Below are 22,034 nucleotides of genomic sequence, written 5' to 3' on the forward strand. Positions count from 1 at the left end.
ATCATAAAAATACTAATAAATGTTGTAAAAATTCAGTAAATTAAGAAAGTTTATAAAATCGTCATAATGAAAGCGGTTTAAGGGAGAGGATAAAAAAATCCCGCATTTTGCAAAGATGCAAAACACGGGATGTTGTTAGAATAATAAATGCGCAATCGCTGCGATAATTGGAATCGAGATAATTGTACGGATTAAGAAAATCACGAACAGATCCCATAATTTTAATGGAAGCTTCGTACCTAAAATTAGGCCGCCGACTTCAGACATGTAAATTAATTGTGTAACGGAAACCGTGGCAATGAAGAAACGTGTCATCTCTGATTCAATGCCTGCTCCTAAAATTGAAGGCAATAGCATATCCGCAAAGCCGACGATCATTGTTTGCGCGGCTTCACTTGCTTCAGGAATTTGTAGAAGCATTAAAATTGGCTCAAACGGCATCCCTAAAATACGGAAGAAGCTTGTAAATTCAGCTAAAACTAACGCAATTGTACCAAATGCCATGATGATTGGCGTAACTGCAAACCACATTTCTAGCACATTTACAAACCCGTTTTTCACCATTTTACCTAAGTTACGATTTGAATCGGCTTTTGATAACGCATTGTGTAAGCCGTACGTTACGACGTTGTAGCCATCTTGCACTTCTTCACGATTCGCAGCTGCTTCGGAACCATCAATTAACGTATCCGCCTTGTGCTTTAACGGATAAATACGGGGCATAATCACCGCTAGTACTAATCCACAGAAAATAACCGATGCATAAAACTCAAGGAAGTACGCTTCAATGCCAATCGTTTCAACAACGACTAAACAGAAGGTAATCGATACAACAGAGAATGTTGTCGCAATCGTTGCGGCTTCACGACCTGTATAGTTTTTTTCTTCGTACTGCTTGCTCGTTAGTAACACACCAATTGTTCCATCACCAACCCATGACGCTAAACAGTCAATCGCAGAACGTCCAGGTACTTTGAAAATCGGACGCATGATTTTCACCATCATCGAACCGAAAAATTCAAGTAAACCGAAGTCTGTTAATAATGGAAGTAACAGCCCCGCAAATAAGAAAAGCACGAACATAAATGTTACTAGACCACTTAAAGGATCAATTAAAATTCCAGTTGTCACATCACTTGTTAAAGCGTCAGGACCGACTTGGAATAAAAACGCACCTGCGAACACAACGGCAAGAACACGCATGATCGTCCAGAACCAGTGTACGCGAAATAACGAATCCCAAATTTTGCGCGGCCCACGCTGTGGAATAAAGTGCATCACAATCGAACCGAGCGCTGCAATAATAAAGACAATGAACGCGAACCAATGGATAAAGCCGTCCGTATAACCAGCCAACCAATTCGCAAGTAACGCAATTGGTACCTTTACACCAGCATCTGTACTAATCGGTGTAATGAAAATAAACACACCAAGTGCAGACATGGCTAAAAATAAAAACCACGTGTAAAACGAAAATTTTGTTTTCATCTATAATAACCTCATTAAAATGTATTGTTGTATATTTATACACTATAAAAGGTCGAAATATGGTTTGTCTACTGTTTTGCATAAAGAGTAATATTTCTGAAAATTATTGATGAGTAAGAAATTGCATATGTAAAAAGAAAGGGTACCTATTATACGAATAAAATGTGTGTTTGTAGAGGATTTCAGAAAAAGAATAGTTGAATAAAAATACATTATTTTGAATTTGGAAATAAAAAGATGCTCTGTCAAATGACGAGAGCATCTTGCTTTATTAATCGTTAAACGTAATGTTGTAAAAATGCTCGAAGTTTAGCCAGCTATCTGACATCACTTCACCGTCATCCACACGTTTTGCCGTTTCTTGCATCATCCAAGCTGTTTGCGAAGCATGTGCTTGCAGTGCTTTTACTTTATCGTTTTTCACAGACTGAATATCTACAGATACATGGGGTTCCCCATTTTTTTCAACTGTGTCATTAGCAAATGCACAAGCTAAAATACGTGGTCGCTTTTCTTTTTCAATACGACGAACCGCTTCCACAACGGCCTTTGCTGTTGCTTCGTGGTCTGGATGCACTGCAAAGCCTGGTAGGAAAGTATAAATTAATGAAGGGTTTAACTCGTTAATTAAATCCGTCACAAGCTGCACCATTTTTTCATCGTCTTCAAATTCGATTGTTTTATCGCGTAGGCCCATCATACGTAAATCTTCAATGCCCATCGCTTCACAGGCTGCAATCAGCTCTTTACGGCGAATTTCAGGAAGTGATTCACGCGTTGCAAATGGGGGATTGCCTAAATTACGGCCCATTTCACCTAATGTTAAGCACGCGTATGTAACGGGCACGCCCATATTACGGTACATACGAATGACGCCTGCAACAGAAAAAGCCTCATCATCTGGGTGAGGGTACACGACTAATACGTGACGTTCTTGTAGTAAAGTCATCAGTAGATCCTCCTTAATAAGCAAATGGCGATTCGCTAATTTCTAGTGCGATCGCTAGCTTTCCTTCATTGTCTAAGCCCGCCATCAGTAAGCGGCCTTGCTCGTCTAATTCAAAGTGCGTAATGCCTTGTGCGTACACCCAACCATGCGCCATTTTTAAGCCAACACGGTGTGGTGAATCACCAACGACCTTACCTAATTCATAATTTAATTTGACGTTGCGGATAAATGCCCCCGCATTAAAAAAGTTTTCATTGTAATGAGTAGCATAAGACCCATTTGTCGTTTCTAGATGAATATAAACGTCTTTGTTCGCAAAAGAATTAAGTAATTCTTGGAGCTCTGTTTGATTTACTTCCTTCATCTCAATTCTCCTTTCGAATCTATCTATTAATAGTATAGTCAAAATTGGTGCACTATGAAAAGAAAAAGGCACACGAGAAGCGAATTCTCGTGTGACTTAAATTTATGCTTGCACGTAATGCGGAATTGTTGTCACTGTTACTTCAGGTGCACCGAAGCGAGATTTTGCGCCGTGCATCACAGGTCCAACATGTTCATTTAACGCCCAGCCGTGTTTAATGGCAGCTGAAACAAACTCTTTTGCTTCAATAACTGCTTCTTCAACCGAAAGGCCGTTTGCTAAGTTCGCACAAACGCTTGCTGCAAATGTACAGCCTGCGCCGTGGTTATAAGTTGAAGCGACTTTTTCCGTTTCAAGTAATTTAAATTCCGTACCATTAAAGAATAAATCCACGGCTTTATCGTGTGCTAATGCTTTTCCGCCTTTAATGACGACATTTTTCGCGCCAAGTGCATGAATTTTCGCAGCCGCCACTTGCATGTCTGTGATTGTTTTTGGTGTCGGCACACCAGCTAACTGACCCGCTTCGAATAAATTAGGTGTAACTACAGTCGCGTATGGTAATAAGTAGTTCACCATCGCAGTTGTGTTCCCTGGATTTAATACTTCATCGTCACCTTTACATACCATGACTGGGTCAATGACAACTTTATCTGTACCGGATTTTTGGATCGCTTTTGAGGCAATTTGAATAATTTCTTCGGTTGAAAGCATCCCTGTTTTAATCGCATCCACACCTGTTGACAGGGCCGTATCGATTTGACTTTGTAAAAGTGCAGTTGGTAATGGTGTCACGCTATGACTCCAGTTTTTCGGATCCATCGTCACGACTACTGTTAAAGCGACCATTCCGTATGTGCCATGCTCCTGAAATGCCTTCAAGTCGGCTTGCATTCCTGCGCCACCAGATGTGTCTGACCCTGCAATTGTTAATGTTTTTTTCAGCATAATAAAAACTCCTTAAAAAGAATATTCGAATAATAATTGCTTTTAGTATAGCGTGCATCTGACTTTATAGAAATAGCCAGAATCAATGAAAACTATAAGGTCAGATGGAGGACTTGAATTTTCTCGTTATTTTTACTACTGTTTGGAGTGAGGTGAAGAAATTGATCGAACAATTAACAAATGGATGGCAGGAAATTTTAGCCCCACAACAAGAAGAAACGTATTATCAAAAATTAATGCAATTTGTAAACGAACAGTATGAAACAGCGGTCGTGTATCCGAAAAAAGAGCATATTTTTAGTGCGCTACACTATACCGATTATAATGAGGTAAAGGTTGTTCTTTTAGGACAAGACCCATATCACGGACCGAATCAAGCACACGGCTTAAGCTTTTCCGTTGAACAAGGACAAAAATTACCACCGTCATTAAAAAACATGATGAAGGAACTACAGGAAGATGTCGGCTGCCCACTACCAGATCACGGGGAGTTAGTTGACTGGGCCAAGCAAGGCGTTCTTCTATTAAATACGGTATTAACTGTGCGTCAAGGGGAGGCCAATTCGCATAAAGGGCAAGGCTGGGAACAATTGACCGATGTCATCATTGAAAAGCTAGCAATGCGTAAAAAGCCGATTGTATTTTTATTATGGGGCAAACCAGCGCAAAGTAAGCGTGCGATTATTGAGCGAGTTTCAAATGACCACGTGATTTTAGAAGCACCGCATCCAAGTCCATTAAGCGCATATCGCGGCTTTTTTGGTAGTAAGCCGTATTCGAAAACAAATGAAGTGCTTTTGACACGTGGCGAGCGTCCGATTGATTGGTGTATCAACAGCAAACAGGCTAAACTTTTTGACTGAAAGATGGTAAAGTGAACTAAGAGAAAGAGAGGGAACAACCAATGAAAATAGATTGCTTTAAATGTCAGCATTTCCGTGTAACATGGGATCAAGCCAACCCACGTGGCTGCGCGGCATATGGCTTTAAAACAAAGCAGCTGCCATCATTAGTTGTTCGGCAGTCAAGTGGCATGGAGTGTTTGAAATTCGTGGCAAAAGTAAGACAGGGAGGTACGGAGCGATGATTACACAGCAAACGATTTTAACACAAATTGATAAGCTAACGGCTGAAGCGCGACAACTACCGGAGCAACAAGCACGAGAAAAATTCGCTGCGATTAAAGCACTTTGCGAGGTCGTGTTAGCAGAATCAACTGCGGTAACACCACAGCAAACTTACGTAGCGCCGATCGCAAAGCCTGCTCCTGTCTTCACACAACCAGTAGCAATCCCGTCTCAAAAGTTACAAGAAGAGGATGCAAACGGGGATTCACTTTTTGATTTTTAATTGAAGAAAAACAGATGAAATAGAAAGAGGTAAGAAGAATGAAGGGTTCAATTATTTCAGGTGCAATTCATGGTTTTTTATCAGTAGCACTGGGCGCATTTGCGGCGCATGGATTAGAAGATGTATTAGACGATTACGGCACAGGCATTTGGGATACAGCGGTACAGTACCAAATGTTCCATGCAGCTGCACTCATTTTAGTCGGCATTTTAATGGCACGTCCATTATTTGGTGACGTAAAGCAATTAAAAGTAGCGATGTTTTGCTTTAACGCCGGTATCTTTTTCTTCTCGGGAAGCTTAATGGTATTAGCACTTACAGGTATTAAAGTATTAGGCGCGATTACACCAATTGGCGGTGTATTCTTCTTAATTGGTTGGGTTATGATTATTTTAACCGCAGTAAAAAAAGCATAGAAAACAAAAGCACGTACTTCTAAATTTAGAAGTATGTGCTTTTTTTACTAGTTCTATCATAAAATTAAAAGTTTTTTCAAAATTGACTGAATTTATTGTATAGTTATAAAGTAGTCTAGTGAAGGAGCGATGGTAATGAAGCAATTATTAACAAAGTTACAAGAGCATTTTGAAGAAATGGTCATCATTCGACGTTATTTACATGAATATCCGGAGCTTTCTCATGAGGAAGTACATACTCCTTCATACATCGCAACATTTTATCGAGAGCTTGGTTTAGAGGTTCGGGAACAGGTTGGAGAGCGTGGTGTTGTCGCGACACTACGTGGTGGGCGTCCAGGGAAAACAGTGGCGCTACGAGCAGATTTTGATGGGTTAGCGATTCAGGAATTAAATAATGTGCCATATAAATCAAAAAATGATGGTGTGATGCATGCATGTGGTCATGATGGGCATACGGCAGCATTACTTGTGCTAGCAAAGGTACTAGCGGACATGCGTGATCGAATGGCAGGTACGATTGTCTTTATACACCAACATGCGGAGGAAATCGCGCCAGGTGGGGCAAAAGCAATGATTGAAGATGGCTGTTTAGATGGTGTAGATGTTATCTTCGGTACCCATTTATGGGCACCAACGCCACTTGGGCAAGTGCTTGTAAGAGACGGTGCTATTATGGCAGCAGCTGATCGCTTTGAAATTGTCATTCAAGGCAAGGGGGGGCACGGTGCGGAACCGCAACATTCAGTCGATGCGATTGTTGTTGGCGCGCATTTTGTCACACAGTTACAAACACTTGTTTCCCGCCGCGTGGCACCACTTGAATCAGCAGTTGTAACGGTCGGTAAATTTGAAGCCATTAACCCGTTTAATGTCATTGCTGATACCGTGAAAATTCAAGGAACGGTACGCGCGTTTGATGAAACCGTACGACAAAAAATTAAAGAAGAGCTAGAGCTGCTAGTCAAAGCGACGTGTCTAGGTATGCACGCGAGTTATGATTTTGCATATTTTGATGGCTATCCACCGGTTATTAACCATGTAGCGGAAACGAACTATCTAAAGGAAATTGCGAAACAAGTTCCGACAGTTGAAGAAGTGAAAGTTTGTCCGCCATTTATGATTGGGGAGGATTTTGGCTACTATATGCAGCATGTACCTGGTACATTTTTTTTCACAGGTGCTAAAAATCCAGCGTGGGAAACGGTTTATCCGCATCATCACGCAAAATTTGACTTTGATGAAAGAGCGATGTTAATAGCGGCACAAGTTTTAGGTGCAGCCGCATGGAGCTATTTGACGAGCGAAAATAAAGAAGATGTAGTATTATAGATTATGTAATTTTAAGTAAATATAGGGAAAAAGAAGGAGGATTGGAGAATGAATGTTGGGGCCAAATTAAATGTCGCCTTTTATTCGATGCTTGCGATATTTGCCATTACAATTGGGATTACATTTTTAAGTTTAAATAATATTGAGGCAAAAACAGAAGAAGCATTAGATCAGCGTGTGGAGCAAATTCGTTCCGTTGATCAAATTCGTTTTGGTTTATCGATGCAAGGTTTATATGCGCGTGCAGTTGTATTAGATGGAAAAGAAGAATCTGTAGAGAATTTTGAGTATTATAAAGAATTTCTGATTAACGAAATCCTTCATTTAGAAAGTTTAACAACTAGCGAGCTAATGAAAGAGCATATTGTGCAGCTTCAAAAATATAATAACGATTTTAATAACGGCTCTTTAGATATGCTAGACGCTTTAAAACGTGACGATAAAATTTTAGCAAACGGCTTTATTAACACAAAACTACGTGCAGCAAATGACGGAATTTTAGATATTGCCAACCAAATTATTGACTACCAAGAGCAGCAATTGGCGGAAATTAGTAAACAAACAGATGGCGCCATTGCTTTAACAAAATCCATTGCCATCATCGCATTAGTTGTGAGTGTTGCCATTGTCTTCTTCTTCATTTTCAATATTCGTAGAGCGATTACAATGCCTCTGAAAAATGTCGTAAAACAGGCGAACATTATTGCAGCAGGTGATTTGTCTCAGCAAGATATTGTCATCAAGTCTAAAGATGAAATCGGTCAGTTAGGCAATGCCTTTAACTTAATGAAAGCGAATCTATCGGGATTAATAAAAAATGTGCAAGGAAATGCCGAGCAATTAAGTGCTTCTGCACAAGAGCTATCTGCAAGTACGGAGGAAATTACAGCATCAACAGAAGATGTAACGGTACGCGTCAATAAGACAGCAGAAACGTCACAAGTCTCGGCCCATGCTTCAAGTGAAAGTGCACGTGCGATGGAAGAAACTGCAGCTGGCGTGCAGCGTATTGCGGAGGCAACACAGCTTTTACATGGGAGCTCAGTTGACGCCTCGGTAACGGCAAATAACGGTGGCGACATTATCGAAAAGGCACAATCCCAAATGACGATTATTAGCACTTCGACAAACTCTGTAAATAGCTTAGTAAAAAAGCTAGCGCAGCAAACGGAGGAAATTAATAATATTACAAAAGTTATTACGGATATTACCGATCAAACGAATTTACTCGCGTTAAACGCAGCCATTGAAGCAGCTCGAGCAGGTGAGCACGGAAAAGGCTTCGCAGTGGTAGCAGACGAGGTACGTAAATTAGCCGAGCAATCAAAAACATCAGCTACATCGATTGTGAGTTTAACACTTGAAATTAAAGCGGACACAGAAAACGTTGAGCGTGCGGTAAGCGATTCGTTAGTTTCGGTTCAAGACGGCGTAGAAATTATTACCGAAGCGGGCGAATCCTTTACATCCATTGCAAAAGCAGTCAACATTATGTCGACGCAAATTGAAGAGATTTCCGCAACGTCTGAGCAAATTTCGGCAAGTGCAGAACAGGTATCTGCCTCGGTGAACGAAATCGCAAATGGTGCAGGTGAGGCGAGTGGTAATTTAACCATGATTTCTGCGGCGGTAGAAGAGCAAACCGCAACGATGCAACAAATTAGTGATGTGGCGGTCACATTAAGTGAACGTGCACAAGATTTACAGCATGAAATCCATCAGTTTAAAGTGAAATAAGAAAGAAGCTAGTTAGCGTATTTTTGGCTAACTAGCTTCTTTCACTTTTTAATAGATAATAAAGTTTAAAGTTTCACCAATTGAGGCTAAAAGGGCGCGAATACGCTTTTCTTAAGGCGTTTGGGTAAAGTACGCAAGTTCTTCGTCAAATTCAGCATAATCAAAATAAACCATCGGGAACAAAAAGCGGTGGTTTGTTTTTAATTCGCTTAAAATCACGTGATCACGTCCAGCTGCTTCTACAACACCTCTTACAGCACGCGTATTACTACCTGCTACCGCATTATCAAACGAAAAATAAAAGGTACCTGGTTTGCCGCGATTGAGTCGTAAAATATTTTCAATATACGATTCTTCACGTGGAAATGAAGCACCGGGTATACCTGAAGTCGTTGGGATACCAGATGTCATTTGGGGCATCGGTTGAGTCCAATAATAAGTCAAAATCAATTCCGTCCTTTCATGTAAAATCATGTCGAGGCAGGTTCTTGAGGTCCTCCTCGTTTTCGATTTAGTATATGCAATCGCCCGAAAGAAAGATACACGAAAACGGATGACTGTAAATGAACGATCAAACGATTAAAAATAGGATGAATGATTTTAATTTATTAGAATATACTAACGGATAATAATAAAAATTATGTACTATCTTATAAAAAATGGGTAAAGATACAGTGCATAATAATTGAGATGTTGCCTCGTGGAAATGAAAACTCGGGGAGTGAATGTGATGAAAGTTGGTATCTGGTTTAGCATGATACTCGCTGCATTCTTGGCGTTTGCCATCGCCACATTTTATGGGGAACCAAGGCATTGGTATTTGCTTGTGCTATTAGTAGTCGTGGGTCTTTACATTAATACCATTATCATGATTTTAAAACTACAGGATGATCACACGTAAAGGGATGAGTTAGGTTAACTCATCTTTTTTCGACTTTTGCTCGAAAACATAACTTTAATAGATATTACTTTTCAATAATTTATAATGGAAATCATTAAAAATGAAGGAAGGGAAGTTGTGTGGAACGACGTAAAGTTCAATGGAGTCTTGCACTCGTTATTGTTCTTTGTGCTGCTGTCGCAATGGTCATTGGAAAATTATTGAACCCGTTTACACCGTGGTTTTTCTATATTGTATTAGTGGTGATCGGCTTTTTCGTGCATACAGTTATTTTAATTATAAAGACGGATGACGAGCAAAAAGCAACGGATACAGAGCTAAAAAAACGAGCGTGATGACTGACATCACGCTCGTTTTGTATTTGTTAAGGAAATTATAGATTATCGCATGGAGCGCTTTTGTTTCTAAATGGCTAATAATTTTTCAAGTTTTTCTGTATCTAATAAGTTCCCGACTAGGAACTCACCGAACTCACCGTAGCGAGCAGATACTTCGTCAAAGCGCATTTCGTACACGATTTTTTTGAATTGCAGCATATCATCAGCGAATAATGTTACGCCCCACTCGTGGTCGTCTAAACCAACTGAACCTGTGATGATTTGCTTGATTTTGCCTGCGTAGCTGCGGCCAATTAGTCCATGGGCATGCATCAGCTTACGGCGCTCATCCATTGACAGCATGTACCAGTTGTCGTTGCCGTCACGTTTTTTGTCCATTGGATAGAAGCAAACGTATTTTGATTTTGGTAATTCAGGATACAGGCGCGCACGGATATGCGGGTTTTGGTATGGATCTTCGTCTGATTTTCCTGCTAAGTAGTTTGATAATTCAACTACAGATACGTAAGAATACGTTGGAATTGTAAAGTCTGCAATCGCAAGCTTTGCAAAGCGTGTTTCAATCTCGCTTAATTCTTCTGGTGTTTCACGTAACGTCATCACCATGAAGTCAGCCTTTTGACCAATAATTGAGTAAAAAGCGTTTGAGCCTGTATCTTTATTTAAATCCTCTAAAAATGCGATAAATTCTTTCGTTGCGGCTTCGCGTTCTTCAGCAGAAACTAATTTCCAGCTTGCCCAATCGATTGAGCGGAATTCATGTAACGCGTACCAACCATCTAATGTGATTGCTGCTTCATTCATATGTAAACACTCCTTATATTTGAAAATGATTCACAATTAGTTTAGCACAAAAGAGGTGGAAATAATCATTTCAACACTTTAAAAAAAGTGATTTCACCAATTTGACATGACTTCAAATTGCGGTATGCTAAAGTGAGAAAAATGAACAGTAGGAGTAACGATATGAACGAAATTTTACAAAAAACAACATGGCGCTTCGTCGACCAATCGATTAGTGCTAATAAACGTTCACCGCTTGAATCCTTCGCGATGGACGATACATTATGCCATTTAGTTGGGCAAGAAATGAGCGATGCCACAATCCGTACATGGGTGCATCATGATGCCGTTGTTCTTGGCATTCAAGATCACCGTTTACCTTATATAGAGGAAGGCATGGCTACGTTACGCGCAAATGGGTACGAACCAATTGTCCGCAATTCAGGTGGCTTAGCGGTTGTGTTAGATCACGGTGTATTAAATATCTCGATTGTCGTAGGCGAACAAATCCCCCTTAGCATAAATGCAGCATTTGATGTCATGGTTGATTTTATTCGCGCGTTATTCCCGAAAGTGGCACATAAAATTGAAGCCTATGAAGTTGTTGGCTCGTATTGCCCGGGCTCGTATGATTTAAGCATTGACGGTAAGAAGTTTGCCGGTATTTCACAGCGTCGCATGAAAAACGGTATCGCGGTGCAAATTTATGTATGCGTAGAAGGTAGCGGCAGTGAACGTGCCGAGCTTATTCGTGATTTTTATGCGGCAGGCTTACAAGGGGAGGAAACGAAATTCCAATACCCAGTCATTACGCCGCATGTCATGGCTTCACTACAAGAATTAACAGGAGAAATAGTCAGTGTACAAGAAGTGAACGAGCGTATTCGTCAGCAATTAGCGGAATGGAACGGTATGTTACGAGAGAACCCACTGCAACAACATGAAACAGATTTATATACGTTTTACTTAGAGCGCGTGTTAAAGCGTAATGAATCGATGCTTACAAAGTAAAAAAACGACGTGCATTATGGATGCACGTCGCCTGTATCATGAATCGCAGTTTGCGAGATTAAATTCCCGTTTTTCTCCATTTTAAAAGTTGGTGTCTCAAGTTCCTCGTCTTCAAATGCGACAAGGCGTCGTGCGCGGTTCATAATCGACACGAACTGCTCGTAATCTTCTTTAATGGCTTTGTTTTCTTTTTGTAAAGCATGTAATTGTTGCTCAAGCTGATGCTTTTGTTCTGTTAATAATGTTGTCAGCTTGCGCCATTTTAACACGTCCTGTTCACTAGAGTTATTGTGTTGTAGGCGTACTAAGTAGGCAATGACAATATCGAGTGACAGGGCCGATAATGGAATCGACATCGGTTGTTCTTCATTAGATGGTAGTAAATAAAGTGGTGTTGTCCGGCGTTTGGTCGCCTGATTCATTAAGCGCATACGTTCTTTTCGTTCTTTTTTTGCTTGTGCTAAATCTTCCTCATAAATGCGGCGCACCACGGCATTCCAGCGAAATCCGCAAGCCGCTGCGGTACGGTTTAGTAAATCGCCCGCCTCCTCAAAAGCATTTAGCTGTGTACTGCCTTCTTTGACATGGCGAATGACCGCCTCAGCGAGCAGTGCATCATTTTCTTCTACCCAAGCATCTTGTCTAGCTTTTGTCATAAAAATCCCCCTTAAGTTGTTGTAAATCTATCATGTCCAAAGCGTGAAATATTTATTCACTGTATCGTAAATTGTTGCTAGAATCTGCGCATGTCATACAACTATCAGACCTTTGACGGAAATACTAGGATATGACTTGAAGGAAGTGCACATCATAAGCTACAATAGCAGGTAGGTTAAATTGATTCAGCTTGATTGAATCAATTTAAGCCCCGGCGGATGTCACAGATTTTTTAGAGGAGTTTTCAAATGAACTTGAAAAATCTGGACAAGAGTTAGCTGAGGCGTAATTGATACTAGATAAGAAAGAGGTGTTGACACTATGGCAAACTTATTCCACGTTTGCGATGAATGTCAGGCCGTTAATTTAAAGACGTTAATTCCCAAATTACGAGAAATTGATCCAGAAGCAACGATTGAAATTGGCTGTCATTCATATTGTGGTCCCGGCCGCAAAAAAACATTTACATTCGTAAACAACCGTCCCGTAGCCGCGTTAACTGAAGAGGAGTTAATGGTAAAGGTGTTAGACAAACTAAAAAAGTAATTACGTAAAATCGCGCGTCACGTATGTAGACACGCGATTTTTGCCTTTACAATTCTTTTTTAGAGCTAACTTCATTATAATGAAGCAAAAGGAGGTCGGTTTTATGACTACATATGGGCAAATGAAAATGCAGGAAGAAAAAGTGTTTAAAGATCCCGTCCACCGCTATGTACATGTGCGTGACCAAGTGATTTGGGATTTAGTGAAGACGCGTGAATTTCAACGTTTGCGCCGCATTAAACAGCTCGGTACAACTTACTTAGTATTCCACGGAGCAGAGCATAGCCGCTTTAGCCATTCACTCGGTGTATACGAAATTGTGCGTCGTATTATTGATGATGTGTTTAAAGGACGCCCGGAATGGGATGAATCAGAGCGCTTACTCGTTTTATGTGCGGCACTGTTGCACGATTTAGGACACGGACCGTTTTCGCATGCATTTGAAAATGTATTTGAAACCGACCACGAAGAATTTACCCGTCGTATTTTATTAGAAGATACGGAGGTTAATGCGGTGTTGAGTCGTGTGGCACCCGATTTCCCGGAAAAAGTAGCACAGGTCATTGAAAAGACCTATCCAAACGAGTTGGTCGTGAGCCTGATTTCCAGTCAAATTGATGCGGATCGTATGGATTACTTACAGCGTGATGCCTATTATACGGGCGTTAGCTACGGCCATTTTGATATGGAGCGCATTATGCGTGTGATGCGTCCACGTAAAAATGGCGTTGTCATTAAAGAAAGTGGGATGCACGCGGTAGAGCACTATATTATGAGCCGCTACCAAATGTACCTACAAATCTACCTCCACCCTGTATCTCGTAGCGCGGAAGTCATCCTCAATAATATTTTAAAACGAGTAAAGGTGCTATGGGCAGCGGGCTATCAATTTAAAGTACAGCCAAAGCCGTTTGAGTCGTTTTTTGAAAATAACGTGACGTTAGAAGATTATATTGCACTTGATGAAAGCATTATGCTGGCGTATTTCCAATTTTGGATGAATGAAGACGATGCAATTTTACGTGATTTAAGCCGCCGTTTTGTGAACCGTCGCCTTTTCCAATATCAAAATTTAAATCCGTTTGATCAGCCCGATGTCAATTCGGAATTACGCCGTTTATTTACAGAAGCAGGATACGACCCGGATTATTATTTTGTGCATGATTCGACGTCTGATTTACCTTATGATTTTTATCGACCAGGTATCGAAGGGACGAAGAAGCCCATCTTTTTATTGATGCAAGACGGGGAACAATCCGAATTATCGGAGCATAGTCAAATCGTAGAAGCCATTGCAGGGCGTATTAAAGTCGATCATAAAGTGTATTATCCAGAGGAATTATTTGAGGATAAGAGCGTTCCACAAATCTTACGTGATGAAATTCGACAATTACTAAAACATATATAATGAGAAAAAGGACTTATCACCAATGAGGAGTGATAAGTCCTTTTCGCATTCAAATTTTGATTATTGGGAGATTTATCGACTAGACGAGTTCACAGTTGAGAGATAAGAACCATTCTACAATTACTAGCTCGTCTTTTACACGCTATTTTGGAAGTTGGATAAATAACATGCAATCAGGGTAAAACTTAATTAGAAGTAACGTAACTTGTCCTACCTCAATTAAATTGCGCTATACAGCGTTTTAGGAGAGATGTTTATGACAAAAATGAAAATGGCACTATTACCAGCACTGCTTGTTTTACAAATGATTGTTGTTCCGGTTGAAAGTCAGGTAGCTGCAAATACACAAGATATAGCAGACTCCTTAAAACCAATAACTCTTGGTTTTAACTTAGGGATGTTGTTAGTCGGTATAATTATTCTCATTACAGGATTTTTATTATTTAAAATACAGAGCCGTAAATAAGCACATAGAATAATGGCAACATTAATAAGTTTATTTTTCATAAATTGACTTCCGTCTACAAAATAAAAAGAGAACCATGTCTGATTCTCTTTTACCCAAAATGTTTAAATTGTATTACTTGTCGCTATAACGCACGCCAGCTGTTGCGTAATGGCCTTTTGACATCTCTTCAATAATAATAGATACGTTTTCGATTGGTGCGTTCACTGTTTTTGAAACAGCTTGTGTAACTTCTTCTACAAGCGCGCGCTTTTGTTCATCCGTGCGGCCTTCGATCATTTTGATTGTAACGATTGGCATAAAGTCGCCTCCTAAGTAAAATATAGTGTATAGTAATTATAATAGCTTATTTGGAGGTATTTACAATGGCGAATAATGAAAATTCAAAACCAAAAATGGGATTTACAATCATAAAAAACGATCCAACTGATGGACATAAAGGCTTTGGCATTGGCTCACTTTCTTTAGAGAATGTGTCACCAGTCATTTTGGATGTCGCAGAAAAAACAGCGGTCGTAGATATCGGCGCAATGCATGCGAAAAGTGAAGTCGAGCGCGGTATTAAATTTACCGTGAACCGTGAAGATTCTGAAGGTGGTAAAGACTACTGGCTTGTATGGGTAACGATTGATCATAAAGAATCTGGTGCCTATTTTGCGGGCGTAACAGCTTGTGAAATGGTCGTAAACCGTGAAAAACGTCGTGGCTATAAAATTTTAGCAGATCATGTCAATCGAATGGATAAATCAATGAAGCGTAAAATTATCGTTGATCATATGGACGCTGCTTCGAAAAAAACATTAGCCGACTTTTTAAAAGGTCATGATGAGACAATGTGGTTAAACAGCGACGAACAGTTACGTAACGATTTAGCATAGTGTTTATTTGTTAAAAAAAGGGTGTTTTATTGAGGCGTTACATTTAATGTGCAGTCAATTACTTTTTTAGGAAAATGAATTAAATCCTTGAACAATATGTGACAGTTCTGGCACAAAGAAAATCCGTGGTTGAAACTGCTTCCAAAAGAAAGTAAACTGAACTTAAAGCTTGCAAAATAGTAGGCTAGGACACGTGGAAAATGAATAGTGATGAGGATTATGCGGCATTTGCAATTTCCCAAGCCGGATGCCCCATGATTCTCATCCTTTCGTTGACCACAATAGAAAAGCTCTTTCGTTTTACGGACTTGAACCGGAAACGAAAGAGCTTTTTTATTTCTTCTTATTTGGATAATAAATAATATGATGTTTTTTATTCCCAAAAACTTTTGAGGGCTTCAAACGGGTTGCCTTCCCAGAAGTTGCCCCACGTATCGGTGTTGAAAAATTCAAACGATGAACAAGATTCAGTCGGCACATCCATCGCTTTTAAATAAACAACACGCTCACTGCCACAAGCTTTATTGGCTAGTTTGCCACTTTTAATATCGATTGCTACGGGCTCAACGCCATTTGGAAGCGTAAATGCTTCGTTTGCCTTGCCATCAAGTGCAGCTTCCATAAAATCAATCCATACTTGCTTCGAAGCCGCCATATCTGCTTGGACCGATAACGTTTTGCCCTGATCATAGCCATTCCAAACGCCAGCTGTTAGGCTCGGTGTAAAGCCAAGCATCCATTGGTCTGAATTCGTTGTCCCTGATTTTGCCGCGTACGTATGCGTCATACGTGAACGCAGAGACAGTCCGGTTGCAGGGGAGTAATCGCTAAAAATCGGGTCAAATAGTCCGGTCATCATATGCGTTAATACAGCCGCATCTTCTTTTGTAATGACCTGTTCTTTTTCAGGTGCTTTATATTCGTAAACAACCTTGCCTTTTGCATCGGTAATCGAGAGAACGGTTGTCGCCTGGCGTTTTTCGCCACCAGCAGCAAGTATGTTGTAGGCATTTGTTAAATCATAAAGCGAATTTTCCTGTGTACCGAGCGCTACAGCTGGATTGTCCTTCTCGGAATAAGTAAGGCCAAAGCGTTTTTGTACATCGCGGAATGCCCGGTAGCCAATATCCTCTAGTGTTTTTACCGCGTAGACATTATCTGAAATGGCGAGCGCCTGTGCCATTGATAATTCGTGATCGGCGTATTTTTTATTAATGTTTTGCGGTGTATACGTGGCACGACCGCTATCATACGTAAATGTCGTTTGACCTACGTCTAGAAACGTCATCGGATTATAGCCTTTTTCAAGCGCTGCTGCGTATAAAATCGGCTTAATTGCAGAACCAGGTTGACGATTGCCGAGCGCCACACGGTTAAATGAGCTCGTGCTATAATCGCGTCCACCGACAAGTGCTGTCACGTAACCTGTATCAGCATCCATACTAACAAAACCAACCTGTAATTCGCTATTAGGCATGTTTTTTTCGATGGCCTGTTCAGCTAAACGTTGGTGAGCTTGGCTTAATGTCGTTTGAATCGTCCAGCCACCCTCACTAATGTTTAAATTTTTCGCGGCTAAAATCGCACTCGCTTCATCCCAAACAACATCTAAAAAGTAAGGGGCAATCGATTTTGTCGCAATCCATTCGTCACTTTTTAAAATCACTTGTTCTCCCTCGGCACGCGTTTTTTCCTCAGCGGTAATTTTACCTTGCTCACCCATTAAACGCAGAATCACGTGCTGACGGTTTGTCGCTTTTTCTAGGTTATTAAGCGGCGAATAATACGTCGGCCCCTTAGGCACACCAGCAAGCATCGATGCTTCTGATAACGTTAAATCCTTCGAAGACTTGCCGAAAAAGTAACGGCTTGCTGCTTCCACCCCGTACATGCCATGCCCGTAATACACGGTATTTAAGTAACCTTCTAAAATTTCCTCTTTTGAGTAAAATAACTCTAAACGATATGCATAAAGCATTTCATTAATTTTTCGAGTCCATGTTTTTTCATGTGTTAAATAGAGATTACGTGCGTATTGCTGGGTCAATGTGCTAGCACCCTGTACTTTACTACCAGCTTTAATGTCTGCTAACACAGCACCTGCAATACGTGAATAGTCGAAGCCACCGTGGCTAAAGAAGTCCTTATCTTCTACCGCAATTGTCGCATCGATTAAATAAGGTGAAATATCCTTATATTCAGTCCAGTAACGACGCTCTTCGGTGAAATAATCCCCGATTTGGTGGTTGTCGCTATCTAAAAAAATCGATGCTTTGGGCACGGTAAGTGGCGGTGCTCCAGCAACTTGTGCATATATACGCAATGAAAGGAGGGTGACAGCGACAAAACATAAAAAGGCGATGGCAGTAAGACCAATTTTTTTGCCAAATTTTTTACGATTCTGCTTTTTTTGATATTGCTGTCTGTTCAACTCATTCCACCTCATTTATAAAGTATTTGGCGTGCAATAAAAATTTCATCATTAATGGATAAAAATCACAGAAATTCTCTTGCACTTTTAGTGAAAACAACTATACTTTGTCGTAGCACTTTTTAAAGTGTCGAATCATGTCAGTTGCACTTAATTATACGAAAATAGCGAACGAAAGTTTCATTTGATGAATTTAGTATGAGCAAATTCAGTGCAACCTATGCAAACTTAATGAAAGATGAACGACATAAAAGGCAAATGACAACTCCAATACATAGAAAGCTTGGTGGGTATAAATGAGATTTGACGAGACGTATGCAGGGAATATGTTTATTAAAAGCAATCAAAATTACGAGGAAAGTAAGGCAGTGCTTTACGGAATGCCAATGGACTGGACAGTAAGCTACCGTCCGGGTCAACGTTTTGGCCCAGCACGTGTTCGTGAAGTATCAATCGGCTTAGAAGAATATAGCTTCTATTTAGATCGTGAATTAGGCGATGTTCCTTTTTTTGATGCGGGTGATATTCCACTACCATTCGGTAACGCGGAAAAATCATTAGCGGAAATTAAAACATTTGTCCGTAAGGTGCTAGCAGATGGCAAAGTACCAATTGGTTTAGGCGGGGAGCACTTAGTGTCTTTACCGGTAATGGAAGCAGTGTATGAAAAGTATCCAGATTTAGCCGTGATCCACTTTGATGCCCATACCGATTTACGTACAGATTACGAAGGGGAACAGTACTCACACGCAACACCAATTCGTAAAATTGCCGATACAATCGGACCACAAAACGTTTACTCATTCGGTATTCGTTCAGGCTTAAAAGAAGAATTACAATGGGCAAAAGAAAACGGCATGCACATCTCATTATTTGAAGTGTTCGAGCCATTAAAAGAAATTTTACCTACATTAAAAGGTCGTCCAGTATACGTAACAATTGATATTGACGTATTAGACCCAGCACACGCACCAGGTACAGGTACAGTGGATGCAGGCGGGATTACACCAAAAGAGCTGTTAGCGTCAATCCATGAAATTGCACGTTCACAAGTGGATGTTGTGGGCTTTGACTTAGTAGAAGTAGCCCCAGTATATGATCACTCAGATATTACCGTGAACACAGCAGCGAAGTTAATTCGTGAAATGATTCTTGGTTGGGTGAAATAAAAATAACGCATGACGATTTACTCGTCATGCGTTTTATTATGCTTATTTTTTCAATTGATTATCATGACAAATAAACGTAGAGGACTGTCTTTTGGCATTTGCTAGTGCACGGTATGCCGCGTTTAATAAGGGCGACAAGGCAGCATAGTGGTCAGAAGAACAAATCCCAATTGCCGACGTAATTTGTAAGGTAGGGTCTTGCTTAAATACTAAATTTTTAATAGCATAATTTATTTGATTCGCTATTAAAATGGCTTCAGCAGGTGCTGTATCGACAAGCACAATATAAAATTCATCACTATCAATTCTGCTGATATAGGTATCTTTAGGTAATTGCAGTTGAATTGTTTCGGCAATTTTAGAAAAGAATTCATCGCCCGCCTCGTAGCCATATTGATGATTAATCGCGCTAAATTTCCGTAAATCTAAATGCAGTAACTCAAATGAAATTTTAGCTTGAATGAGCCACGTTAACTTGAGCTCTGTTGCAATGTGGTTTGGTAGTTGCGTGAGTAAATCCATTTGCTTTAAGCGATAAATTTGCTTAATTTGTTTATCGCGGTGATCAAGCTGTAATAAAATTTGGCGCAGTAAATAAAAAATCACAGATGAACAGATAAAATAAAGGATTAAAAAATAGATACTTTCCATTGAACAACGGTAATAAATAAGTAACAACGAAATATGCTCAAATGTTATGATAAAAAAATAGATTGGTATATTGCGGTACGTGATCGGATGTTTGCGACTGACAAATGTAAGCGCAATTGTATTAATAAATACGTTGAGCATCATAATAAATGCCAGTGTAGACGTGTACATGAGTAAATAACGACCACTAACAATAATCATACCCGTAATAAAAAGCGCCCATGGTCCACCCAGTAAGCCACTAAAAACAATGAAAATATTACGGTTATGGATTAATACGCCATTTGCAAACGGTGTCGTAATGACCGTTAAAATAAGAGCTGCTACGCCAAATGTAATACCAACAAGCACGATCTTATATTTTTTTATGAATGGTTTATGTTCATATTGGATAAATGCCCAGTAAATTAATAGTGTAAAACTAAACAAAATAGCAAAATTACTAATAAATTCTAAAAACATATGATTTCCTCTTCGTATAAAGTGATAGCCATTATTTTAAGTTACTCGCATGGAAATAGGAAGAAATTGAATTGGCCTTGGCATGTTGCTGGGCCAAAATTAACTTTTTCGTTAACGTATGCATATCCTCACCGTTCGTTGGATAGGAACAAAGGCCAACTGACACGGAAATACGGATTTCGGTATTTTTTGGGCCGACAAAACTATGCTGCGCAATGGCTTGAATGAACTGATTTGCTTCGACAATTGCGACAGCCGGTGCGACATTTTTTAGAACAACCAAAAATTCCTCGCCGCCGATGCGTCCAATAATGACATCATTTTTTTGAGCGTAATCGCAAAATAATAGTCCCAATTGCTTGATGATCGCATCTCCTACTGGAAAGCCATATAAAGAATTTACTAAGCGAAAATCTTTGATATCAATGAGCAACATTGTAAAATCGATCTTTTTAGTAATTAAATTTTCAATGTGAGGTTGAATGGCAAAGTTATTAGACAATTTTGTTTGATAGTCGATGTATTGTAAATAATGCGTTTCCTGAACGGTATCGTTGGAGCGCTTGACTTGATGAATGACGAAATAAATAAAATAAAACGTAAAAACAGTGAAAATCGTGTATACCATTAAATAGAAAAATCCGATTTTATGGATTGTTAAACCGATAAACAGCACAATGATTCCATCGACTAATGCCGCCCAAAAATAAATGAAAATCGATTGCCTTGTGAGTTCATATTTAATAGTAAATAAAAAAAGCACAATGGTCAGAGCGGTGAAATTGAGATTGAGTAAATATGTAACGGTTGTTAAATTGTCTAAAAACAAACGCCCAATACCCATAATAAGCCCACTAATTAATAAGGAAATGGGTCCACCAAGCAGCCCACTAAATAACACTAAAATAATGCGGCTATTCACCATAAAACCACTCATCAGTTCCAGCCCTACAATTGTAAAAATAAGTCCAGAAAACCCAAATTTCAATCCAACGATATAAGGCTTTGTTCGTTCAATAAAAGCCCCTTGCTTAAAATGATGTAAAAAGGGCCAGTAAATCAACAATGTAAAGGTAAATAAAATTGAAAAAAATGATAGTAATTGTATAAACATGGTAGACTCCTTTATCAAACATCATCTCAAATTTTAGGAAGGGCTGACTATTTGTTTCGCACAATTAAGGGGGATTTAGTTGAAATCAGATTAATTGTAAGAGTAAGCGCAAAGATTTGGTTTCTATCTTGCTTAAAACAAGCGTTTTCGCCTATAATAAAAAGGTTATAGAAATAAATATATGGGAGCTGACTGCTGTGGCGAACGAGAATGGGAAAACAGTCAAAATTAAGCTAGTTTCCTCAATCATTCCAACCGAGGGCGAGCTTGAACAATACGAAATGTGGCTTGAAGGTAGCTGTATTGAAAAGGGCGAAAGTCATTATTTACGCTACGAGGAAGTTCAGGAAGATTTACACATCCAAACGACTGTAAAATTACATCCAGAACAAGGGTTTATTCACCGCAAGGGTGGCGTCAATATGCGACTGCCGTTAACGCCTGGTATGCGCGGCAATGGCCATTATGAAAGTCCATTCGGCTCGTTACCAATCATTACCGATACGCAACAGTTAGCGATCGAAGTACAAAACAACGAAAAAGTATCAGGGCGTTTTACTACGCAATATGATCTTATTATAGGCGGCAATTCGGTTGGCCGTTACACGTTAGATATTCAATTTATGGAGGTATAG

Annotated in this window: 26 protein-coding genes; 15 read left to right on the forward strand and 11 right to left on the reverse strand. The window is 39.8% G+C overall.

The features are described 5' to 3' along the window. Positions 1 to 135 precede the first annotated feature (135 nt). The 4 genes from NSQ62_RS02080 to thiD all read right to left on the reverse strand — a co-directional run bounded on the left by NSQ62_RS02080 (position 136) and on the right by thiD (position 3,752). Positions 136 to 1,488 (reverse strand): YjiH family protein, encoded by a 1,353-nt coding sequence (locus tag NSQ62_RS02080; RefSeq protein WP_341322272.1) that lies wholly within the window; start codon positions 1,486 to 1,488, stop codon positions 136 to 138. 271 nt (positions 1,489 to 1,759) lie between these two features. After that, a complete protein-coding gene (gene bshB2, locus NSQ62_RS02085; RefSeq protein WP_341322273.1) occupies positions 1,760 to 2,437 on the reverse strand; it encodes a bacillithiol biosynthesis deacetylase BshB2 in 678 nt (225 codons plus the stop codon). Between the two features lie 13 nt (positions 2,438 to 2,450). Then, the gene (locus NSQ62_RS02090; RefSeq protein WP_341322274.1) at positions 2,451 to 2,801 is read right to left on the reverse strand and encodes a YojF family protein; all 351 of its coding nucleotides are present in this window, start codon (positions 2,799 to 2,801) and stop codon (positions 2,451 to 2,453) included. Positions 2,802 to 2,903: 102 nt separating this feature from the next. Continuing rightward, entirely contained in the window at positions 2,904 to 3,752 is an 849-nt protein-coding gene (gene thiD / locus NSQ62_RS02095) for a bifunctional hydroxymethylpyrimidine kinase/phosphomethylpyrimidine kinase (RefSeq protein ID WP_341323869.1), read from the reverse strand. Positions 3,753 to 3,910: 158 nt separating this feature from the next. Between thiD and NSQ62_RS02100 the strand changes: the two genes are divergently transcribed. The 6 genes from NSQ62_RS02100 (at position 3,911) to NSQ62_RS02125 (ending at position 8,584) form a co-directional block, all read left to right on the forward strand. After that, positions 3,911 to 4,612: a uracil-DNA glycosylase gene (locus NSQ62_RS02100; RefSeq protein ID WP_341322275.1), complete on the forward strand. Its 702-nt coding sequence runs from the start codon at positions 3,911 to 3,913 to the stop codon at positions 4,610 to 4,612. Between the two features lie 41 nt (positions 4,613 to 4,653). Continuing rightward, positions 4,654 to 4,836 carry a uracil-DNA glycosylase gene (locus NSQ62_RS02105; RefSeq protein ID WP_341322276.1) on the forward strand — a complete coding sequence of 61 codons (183 nt, stop codon included), beginning with the start codon at positions 4,654 to 4,656 and terminating at the stop codon, positions 4,834 to 4,836. Further along, on the forward strand, positions 4,833 to 5,099 hold the full coding sequence (locus tag NSQ62_RS02110; protein ID WP_341322277.1) for a YwdI family protein: 267 nt from the start codon (positions 4,833 to 4,835) through the stop codon (positions 5,097 to 5,099). The genes NSQ62_RS02105 and NSQ62_RS02110 overlap by 4 nt, the downstream gene beginning before the upstream one ends. A 38-nt stretch (positions 5,100 to 5,137) precedes the next feature. Beyond that, positions 5,138 to 5,515, forward strand: a complete 378-nt coding sequence (locus NSQ62_RS02115) for a DUF423 domain-containing protein (protein WP_341322278.1) — start codon at positions 5,138 to 5,140, stop codon at positions 5,513 to 5,515. Between the two features lie 135 nt (positions 5,516 to 5,650). Continuing rightward, on the forward strand, positions 5,651 to 6,847 hold the full coding sequence (locus NSQ62_RS02120; RefSeq protein WP_341322279.1) for a M20 family metallopeptidase: 1,197 nt from the start codon (positions 5,651 to 5,653) through the stop codon (positions 6,845 to 6,847). Positions 6,848 to 6,895: 48 nt separating this feature from the next. Further along, entirely contained in the window at positions 6,896 to 8,584 is a 1,689-nt protein-coding gene (locus NSQ62_RS02125; RefSeq protein ID WP_341322280.1) for a methyl-accepting chemotaxis protein, read from the forward strand. Positions 8,585 to 8,695: 111 nt separating this feature from the next. Here NSQ62_RS02125 and gerQ read toward each other — a convergent pair whose 3' ends face one another. Beyond that, positions 8,696 to 9,004 (reverse strand): spore coat protein GerQ, encoded by a 309-nt coding sequence (gerQ, locus tag NSQ62_RS02130; protein WP_341323870.1) that lies wholly within the window; start codon positions 9,002 to 9,004, stop codon positions 8,696 to 8,698. A 310-nt stretch (positions 9,005 to 9,314) separates the two neighbouring features. Here gerQ and NSQ62_RS02135 point away from each other — a divergent pair, with 310 nt between their 5' ends. Then, a complete protein-coding gene (locus NSQ62_RS02135) occupies positions 9,315 to 9,485 on the forward strand; it encodes a hypothetical protein (RefSeq protein ID WP_341322281.1) in 171 nt (56 codons plus the stop codon). A gap of 119 nt (positions 9,486 to 9,604) precedes the next feature. Continuing rightward, entirely contained in the window at positions 9,605 to 9,820 is a 216-nt protein-coding gene (locus NSQ62_RS02140; protein WP_341322282.1) for a hypothetical protein, read from the forward strand. Positions 9,821 to 9,889: 69 nt separating this feature from the next. Here the strand turns inward: NSQ62_RS02140 and hemQ are convergent, their stop codons facing one another. Further along, on the reverse strand, positions 9,890 to 10,627 hold the full coding sequence (hemQ, locus tag NSQ62_RS02145; RefSeq protein WP_341322283.1) for a hydrogen peroxide-dependent heme synthase: 738 nt from the start codon (positions 10,625 to 10,627) through the stop codon (positions 9,890 to 9,892). Between the two features lie 162 nt (positions 10,628 to 10,789). Between hemQ and NSQ62_RS02150 the strand changes: the two genes are divergently transcribed. Then, positions 10,790 to 11,617 carry a lipoate--protein ligase family protein gene (locus NSQ62_RS02150; protein WP_341322284.1) on the forward strand — a complete coding sequence of 276 codons (828 nt, stop codon included), beginning with the start codon at positions 10,790 to 10,792 and terminating at the stop codon, positions 11,615 to 11,617. A 14-nt stretch (positions 11,618 to 11,631) separates the two neighbouring features. On the opposite strand, the gene NSQ62_RS02155 is transcribed toward NSQ62_RS02150, so the two are convergent. Further along, complete coding sequence (locus tag NSQ62_RS02155) at positions 11,632 to 12,273, reverse strand: RsfA family transcriptional regulator (protein ID WP_341322285.1); 642 nt, start codon at positions 12,271 to 12,273, stop codon at positions 11,632 to 11,634. 322 nt (positions 12,274 to 12,595) lie between these two features. Between NSQ62_RS02155 and NSQ62_RS02160 the strand changes: the two genes are divergently transcribed. The 3 genes from NSQ62_RS02160 (at position 12,596) to NSQ62_RS02170 (ending at position 14,694) form a co-directional block, all read left to right on the forward strand. After that, complete coding sequence (locus tag NSQ62_RS02160; protein WP_341322286.1) at positions 12,596 to 12,820, forward strand: DUF1450 domain-containing protein; 225 nt, start codon at positions 12,596 to 12,598, stop codon at positions 12,818 to 12,820. A gap of 103 nt (positions 12,821 to 12,923) precedes the next feature. Continuing rightward, a complete protein-coding gene (locus NSQ62_RS02165) occupies positions 12,924 to 14,228 on the forward strand; it encodes an HD domain-containing protein (protein WP_341322287.1) in 1,305 nt (434 codons plus the stop codon). A gap of 256 nt (positions 14,229 to 14,484) precedes the next feature. After that, positions 14,485 to 14,694 (forward strand): hypothetical protein, encoded by a 210-nt coding sequence (locus NSQ62_RS02170; RefSeq protein WP_341322288.1) that lies wholly within the window; start codon positions 14,485 to 14,487, stop codon positions 14,692 to 14,694. A 114-nt stretch (positions 14,695 to 14,808) separates the two neighbouring features. Here NSQ62_RS02170 and NSQ62_RS02175 read toward each other — a convergent pair whose 3' ends face one another. Next, positions 14,809 to 14,994, reverse strand: a complete 186-nt coding sequence (locus tag NSQ62_RS02175; protein ID WP_341322289.1) for a 2-hydroxymuconate tautomerase — start codon at positions 14,992 to 14,994, stop codon at positions 14,809 to 14,811. Between the two features lie 65 nt (positions 14,995 to 15,059). Here NSQ62_RS02175 and NSQ62_RS02180 point away from each other — a divergent pair, with 65 nt between their 5' ends. Then, entirely contained in the window at positions 15,060 to 15,572 is a 513-nt protein-coding gene (locus tag NSQ62_RS02180) for a YwhD family protein (protein ID WP_341322290.1), read from the forward strand. A gap of 373 nt (positions 15,573 to 15,945) precedes the next feature. Here NSQ62_RS02180 and NSQ62_RS02185 read toward each other — a convergent pair whose 3' ends face one another. After that, positions 15,946 to 18,003, reverse strand: coding sequence for a PBP1A family penicillin-binding protein (locus tag NSQ62_RS02185; protein ID WP_341322291.1), 2,058 nt, complete (start codon positions 18,001 to 18,003; stop codon positions 15,946 to 15,948). 296 nt (positions 18,004 to 18,299) lie between these two features. On the opposite strand from NSQ62_RS02185, the gene speB reads away from it, so the two are divergent. Continuing rightward, positions 18,300 to 19,172, forward strand: coding sequence for an agmatinase (speB, locus tag NSQ62_RS02190; RefSeq protein WP_341322292.1), 873 nt, complete (start codon positions 18,300 to 18,302; stop codon positions 19,170 to 19,172). Positions 19,173 to 19,214: 42 nt separating this feature from the next. Here the strand turns inward: speB and NSQ62_RS02195 are convergent, their stop codons facing one another. Both NSQ62_RS02195 and NSQ62_RS02200 read right to left on the reverse strand, forming a co-directional pair. Next, entirely contained in the window at positions 19,215 to 20,285 is a 1,071-nt protein-coding gene (locus tag NSQ62_RS02195; protein WP_341322293.1) for a diguanylate cyclase, read from the reverse strand. Between the two features lie 31 nt (positions 20,286 to 20,316). Next, positions 20,317 to 21,399 carry a diguanylate cyclase gene (locus tag NSQ62_RS02200; protein WP_341322294.1) on the reverse strand — a complete coding sequence of 361 codons (1,083 nt, stop codon included), beginning with the start codon at positions 21,397 to 21,399 and terminating at the stop codon, positions 20,317 to 20,319. A gap of 197 nt (positions 21,400 to 21,596) precedes the next feature. Here NSQ62_RS02200 and NSQ62_RS02205 point away from each other — a divergent pair, with 197 nt between their 5' ends. Beyond that, positions 21,597 to 22,034, forward strand: a complete 438-nt coding sequence (locus tag NSQ62_RS02205; protein WP_341322295.1) for a DUF1934 domain-containing protein — start codon at positions 21,597 to 21,599, stop codon at positions 22,032 to 22,034.

It is taken from the genome of Solibacillus sp. FSL H8-0523, from assembly GCF_038051985.1.
In the GTDB taxonomy this organism is placed as follows: Bacteria; Bacillota; Bacilli; order Bacillales_A; family Planococcaceae; genus Solibacillus.

Excerpts from the sequence above, each read along its gene's own strand:
- NSQ62_RS02080 (WP_341322272.1), bottom strand. The coding sequence starts at position 1,488 with ATGAAAACAAAATTTTCGTTTTACACGTGGTTTTTATTTTTAGCCATG.
- bshB2 (WP_341322273.1), bottom strand. The coding sequence starts at position 2,437 with ATGACTTTACTACAAGAACGTCACGTATTAGTCGTGTACCCTCACCCA.
- NSQ62_RS02090 (WP_341322274.1), bottom strand. The coding sequence starts at position 2,801 with ATGAAGGAAGTAAATCAAACAGAGCTCCAAGAATTACTTAATTCTTTT.
- NSQ62_RS02105 (WP_341322276.1), top strand. The coding sequence starts at position 4,654 with ATGAAAATAGATTGCTTTAAATGTCAGCATTTCCGTGTAACATGGGAT.
- NSQ62_RS02110 (WP_341322277.1), top strand. The coding sequence starts at position 4,833 with ATGATTACACAGCAAACGATTTTAACACAAATTGATAAGCTAACGGCT.
- NSQ62_RS02115 (WP_341322278.1), top strand. The coding sequence starts at position 5,138 with ATGAAGGGTTCAATTATTTCAGGTGCAATTCATGGTTTTTTATCAGTA.
- NSQ62_RS02120 (WP_341322279.1), top strand. The coding sequence starts at position 5,651 with ATGAAGCAATTATTAACAAAGTTACAAGAGCATTTTGAAGAAATGGTC.
- NSQ62_RS02125 (WP_341322280.1), top strand. The coding sequence starts at position 6,896 with ATGAATGTTGGGGCCAAATTAAATGTCGCCTTTTATTCGATGCTTGCG.
- gerQ (WP_341323870.1), bottom strand. The coding sequence starts at position 9,004 with ATGCCCCAAATGACATCTGGTATCCCAACGACTTCAGGTATACCCGGT.
- NSQ62_RS02135 (WP_341322281.1), top strand. The coding sequence starts at position 9,315 with ATGAAAGTTGGTATCTGGTTTAGCATGATACTCGCTGCATTCTTGGCG.
- hemQ (WP_341322283.1), bottom strand. The coding sequence starts at position 10,627 with ATGAATGAAGCAGCAATCACATTAGATGGTTGGTACGCGTTACATGAA.
- NSQ62_RS02150 (WP_341322284.1), top strand. The coding sequence starts at position 10,790 with ATGAACGAAATTTTACAAAAAACAACATGGCGCTTCGTCGACCAATCG.
- NSQ62_RS02155 (WP_341322285.1), bottom strand. The coding sequence starts at position 12,273 with ATGACAAAAGCTAGACAAGATGCTTGGGTAGAAGAAAATGATGCACTG.
- NSQ62_RS02160 (WP_341322286.1), top strand. The coding sequence starts at position 12,596 with ATGGCAAACTTATTCCACGTTTGCGATGAATGTCAGGCCGTTAATTTA.
- NSQ62_RS02165 (WP_341322287.1), top strand. The coding sequence starts at position 12,924 with ATGACTACATATGGGCAAATGAAAATGCAGGAAGAAAAAGTGTTTAAA.
- NSQ62_RS02170 (WP_341322288.1), top strand. The coding sequence starts at position 14,485 with ATGACAAAAATGAAAATGGCACTATTACCAGCACTGCTTGTTTTACAA.
- NSQ62_RS02175 (WP_341322289.1), bottom strand. The coding sequence starts at position 14,994 with ATGCCAATCGTTACAATCAAAATGATCGAAGGCCGCACGGATGAACAA.
- NSQ62_RS02180 (WP_341322290.1), top strand. The coding sequence starts at position 15,060 with ATGGCGAATAATGAAAATTCAAAACCAAAAATGGGATTTACAATCATA.
- speB (WP_341322292.1), top strand. The coding sequence starts at position 18,300 with ATGAGATTTGACGAGACGTATGCAGGGAATATGTTTATTAAAAGCAAT.
- NSQ62_RS02195 (WP_341322293.1), bottom strand. The coding sequence starts at position 20,285 with ATGTTTTTAGAATTTATTAGTAATTTTGCTATTTTGTTTAGTTTTACA.
- NSQ62_RS02200 (WP_341322294.1), bottom strand. The coding sequence starts at position 21,399 with ATGTTTATACAATTACTATCATTTTTTTCAATTTTATTTACCTTTACA.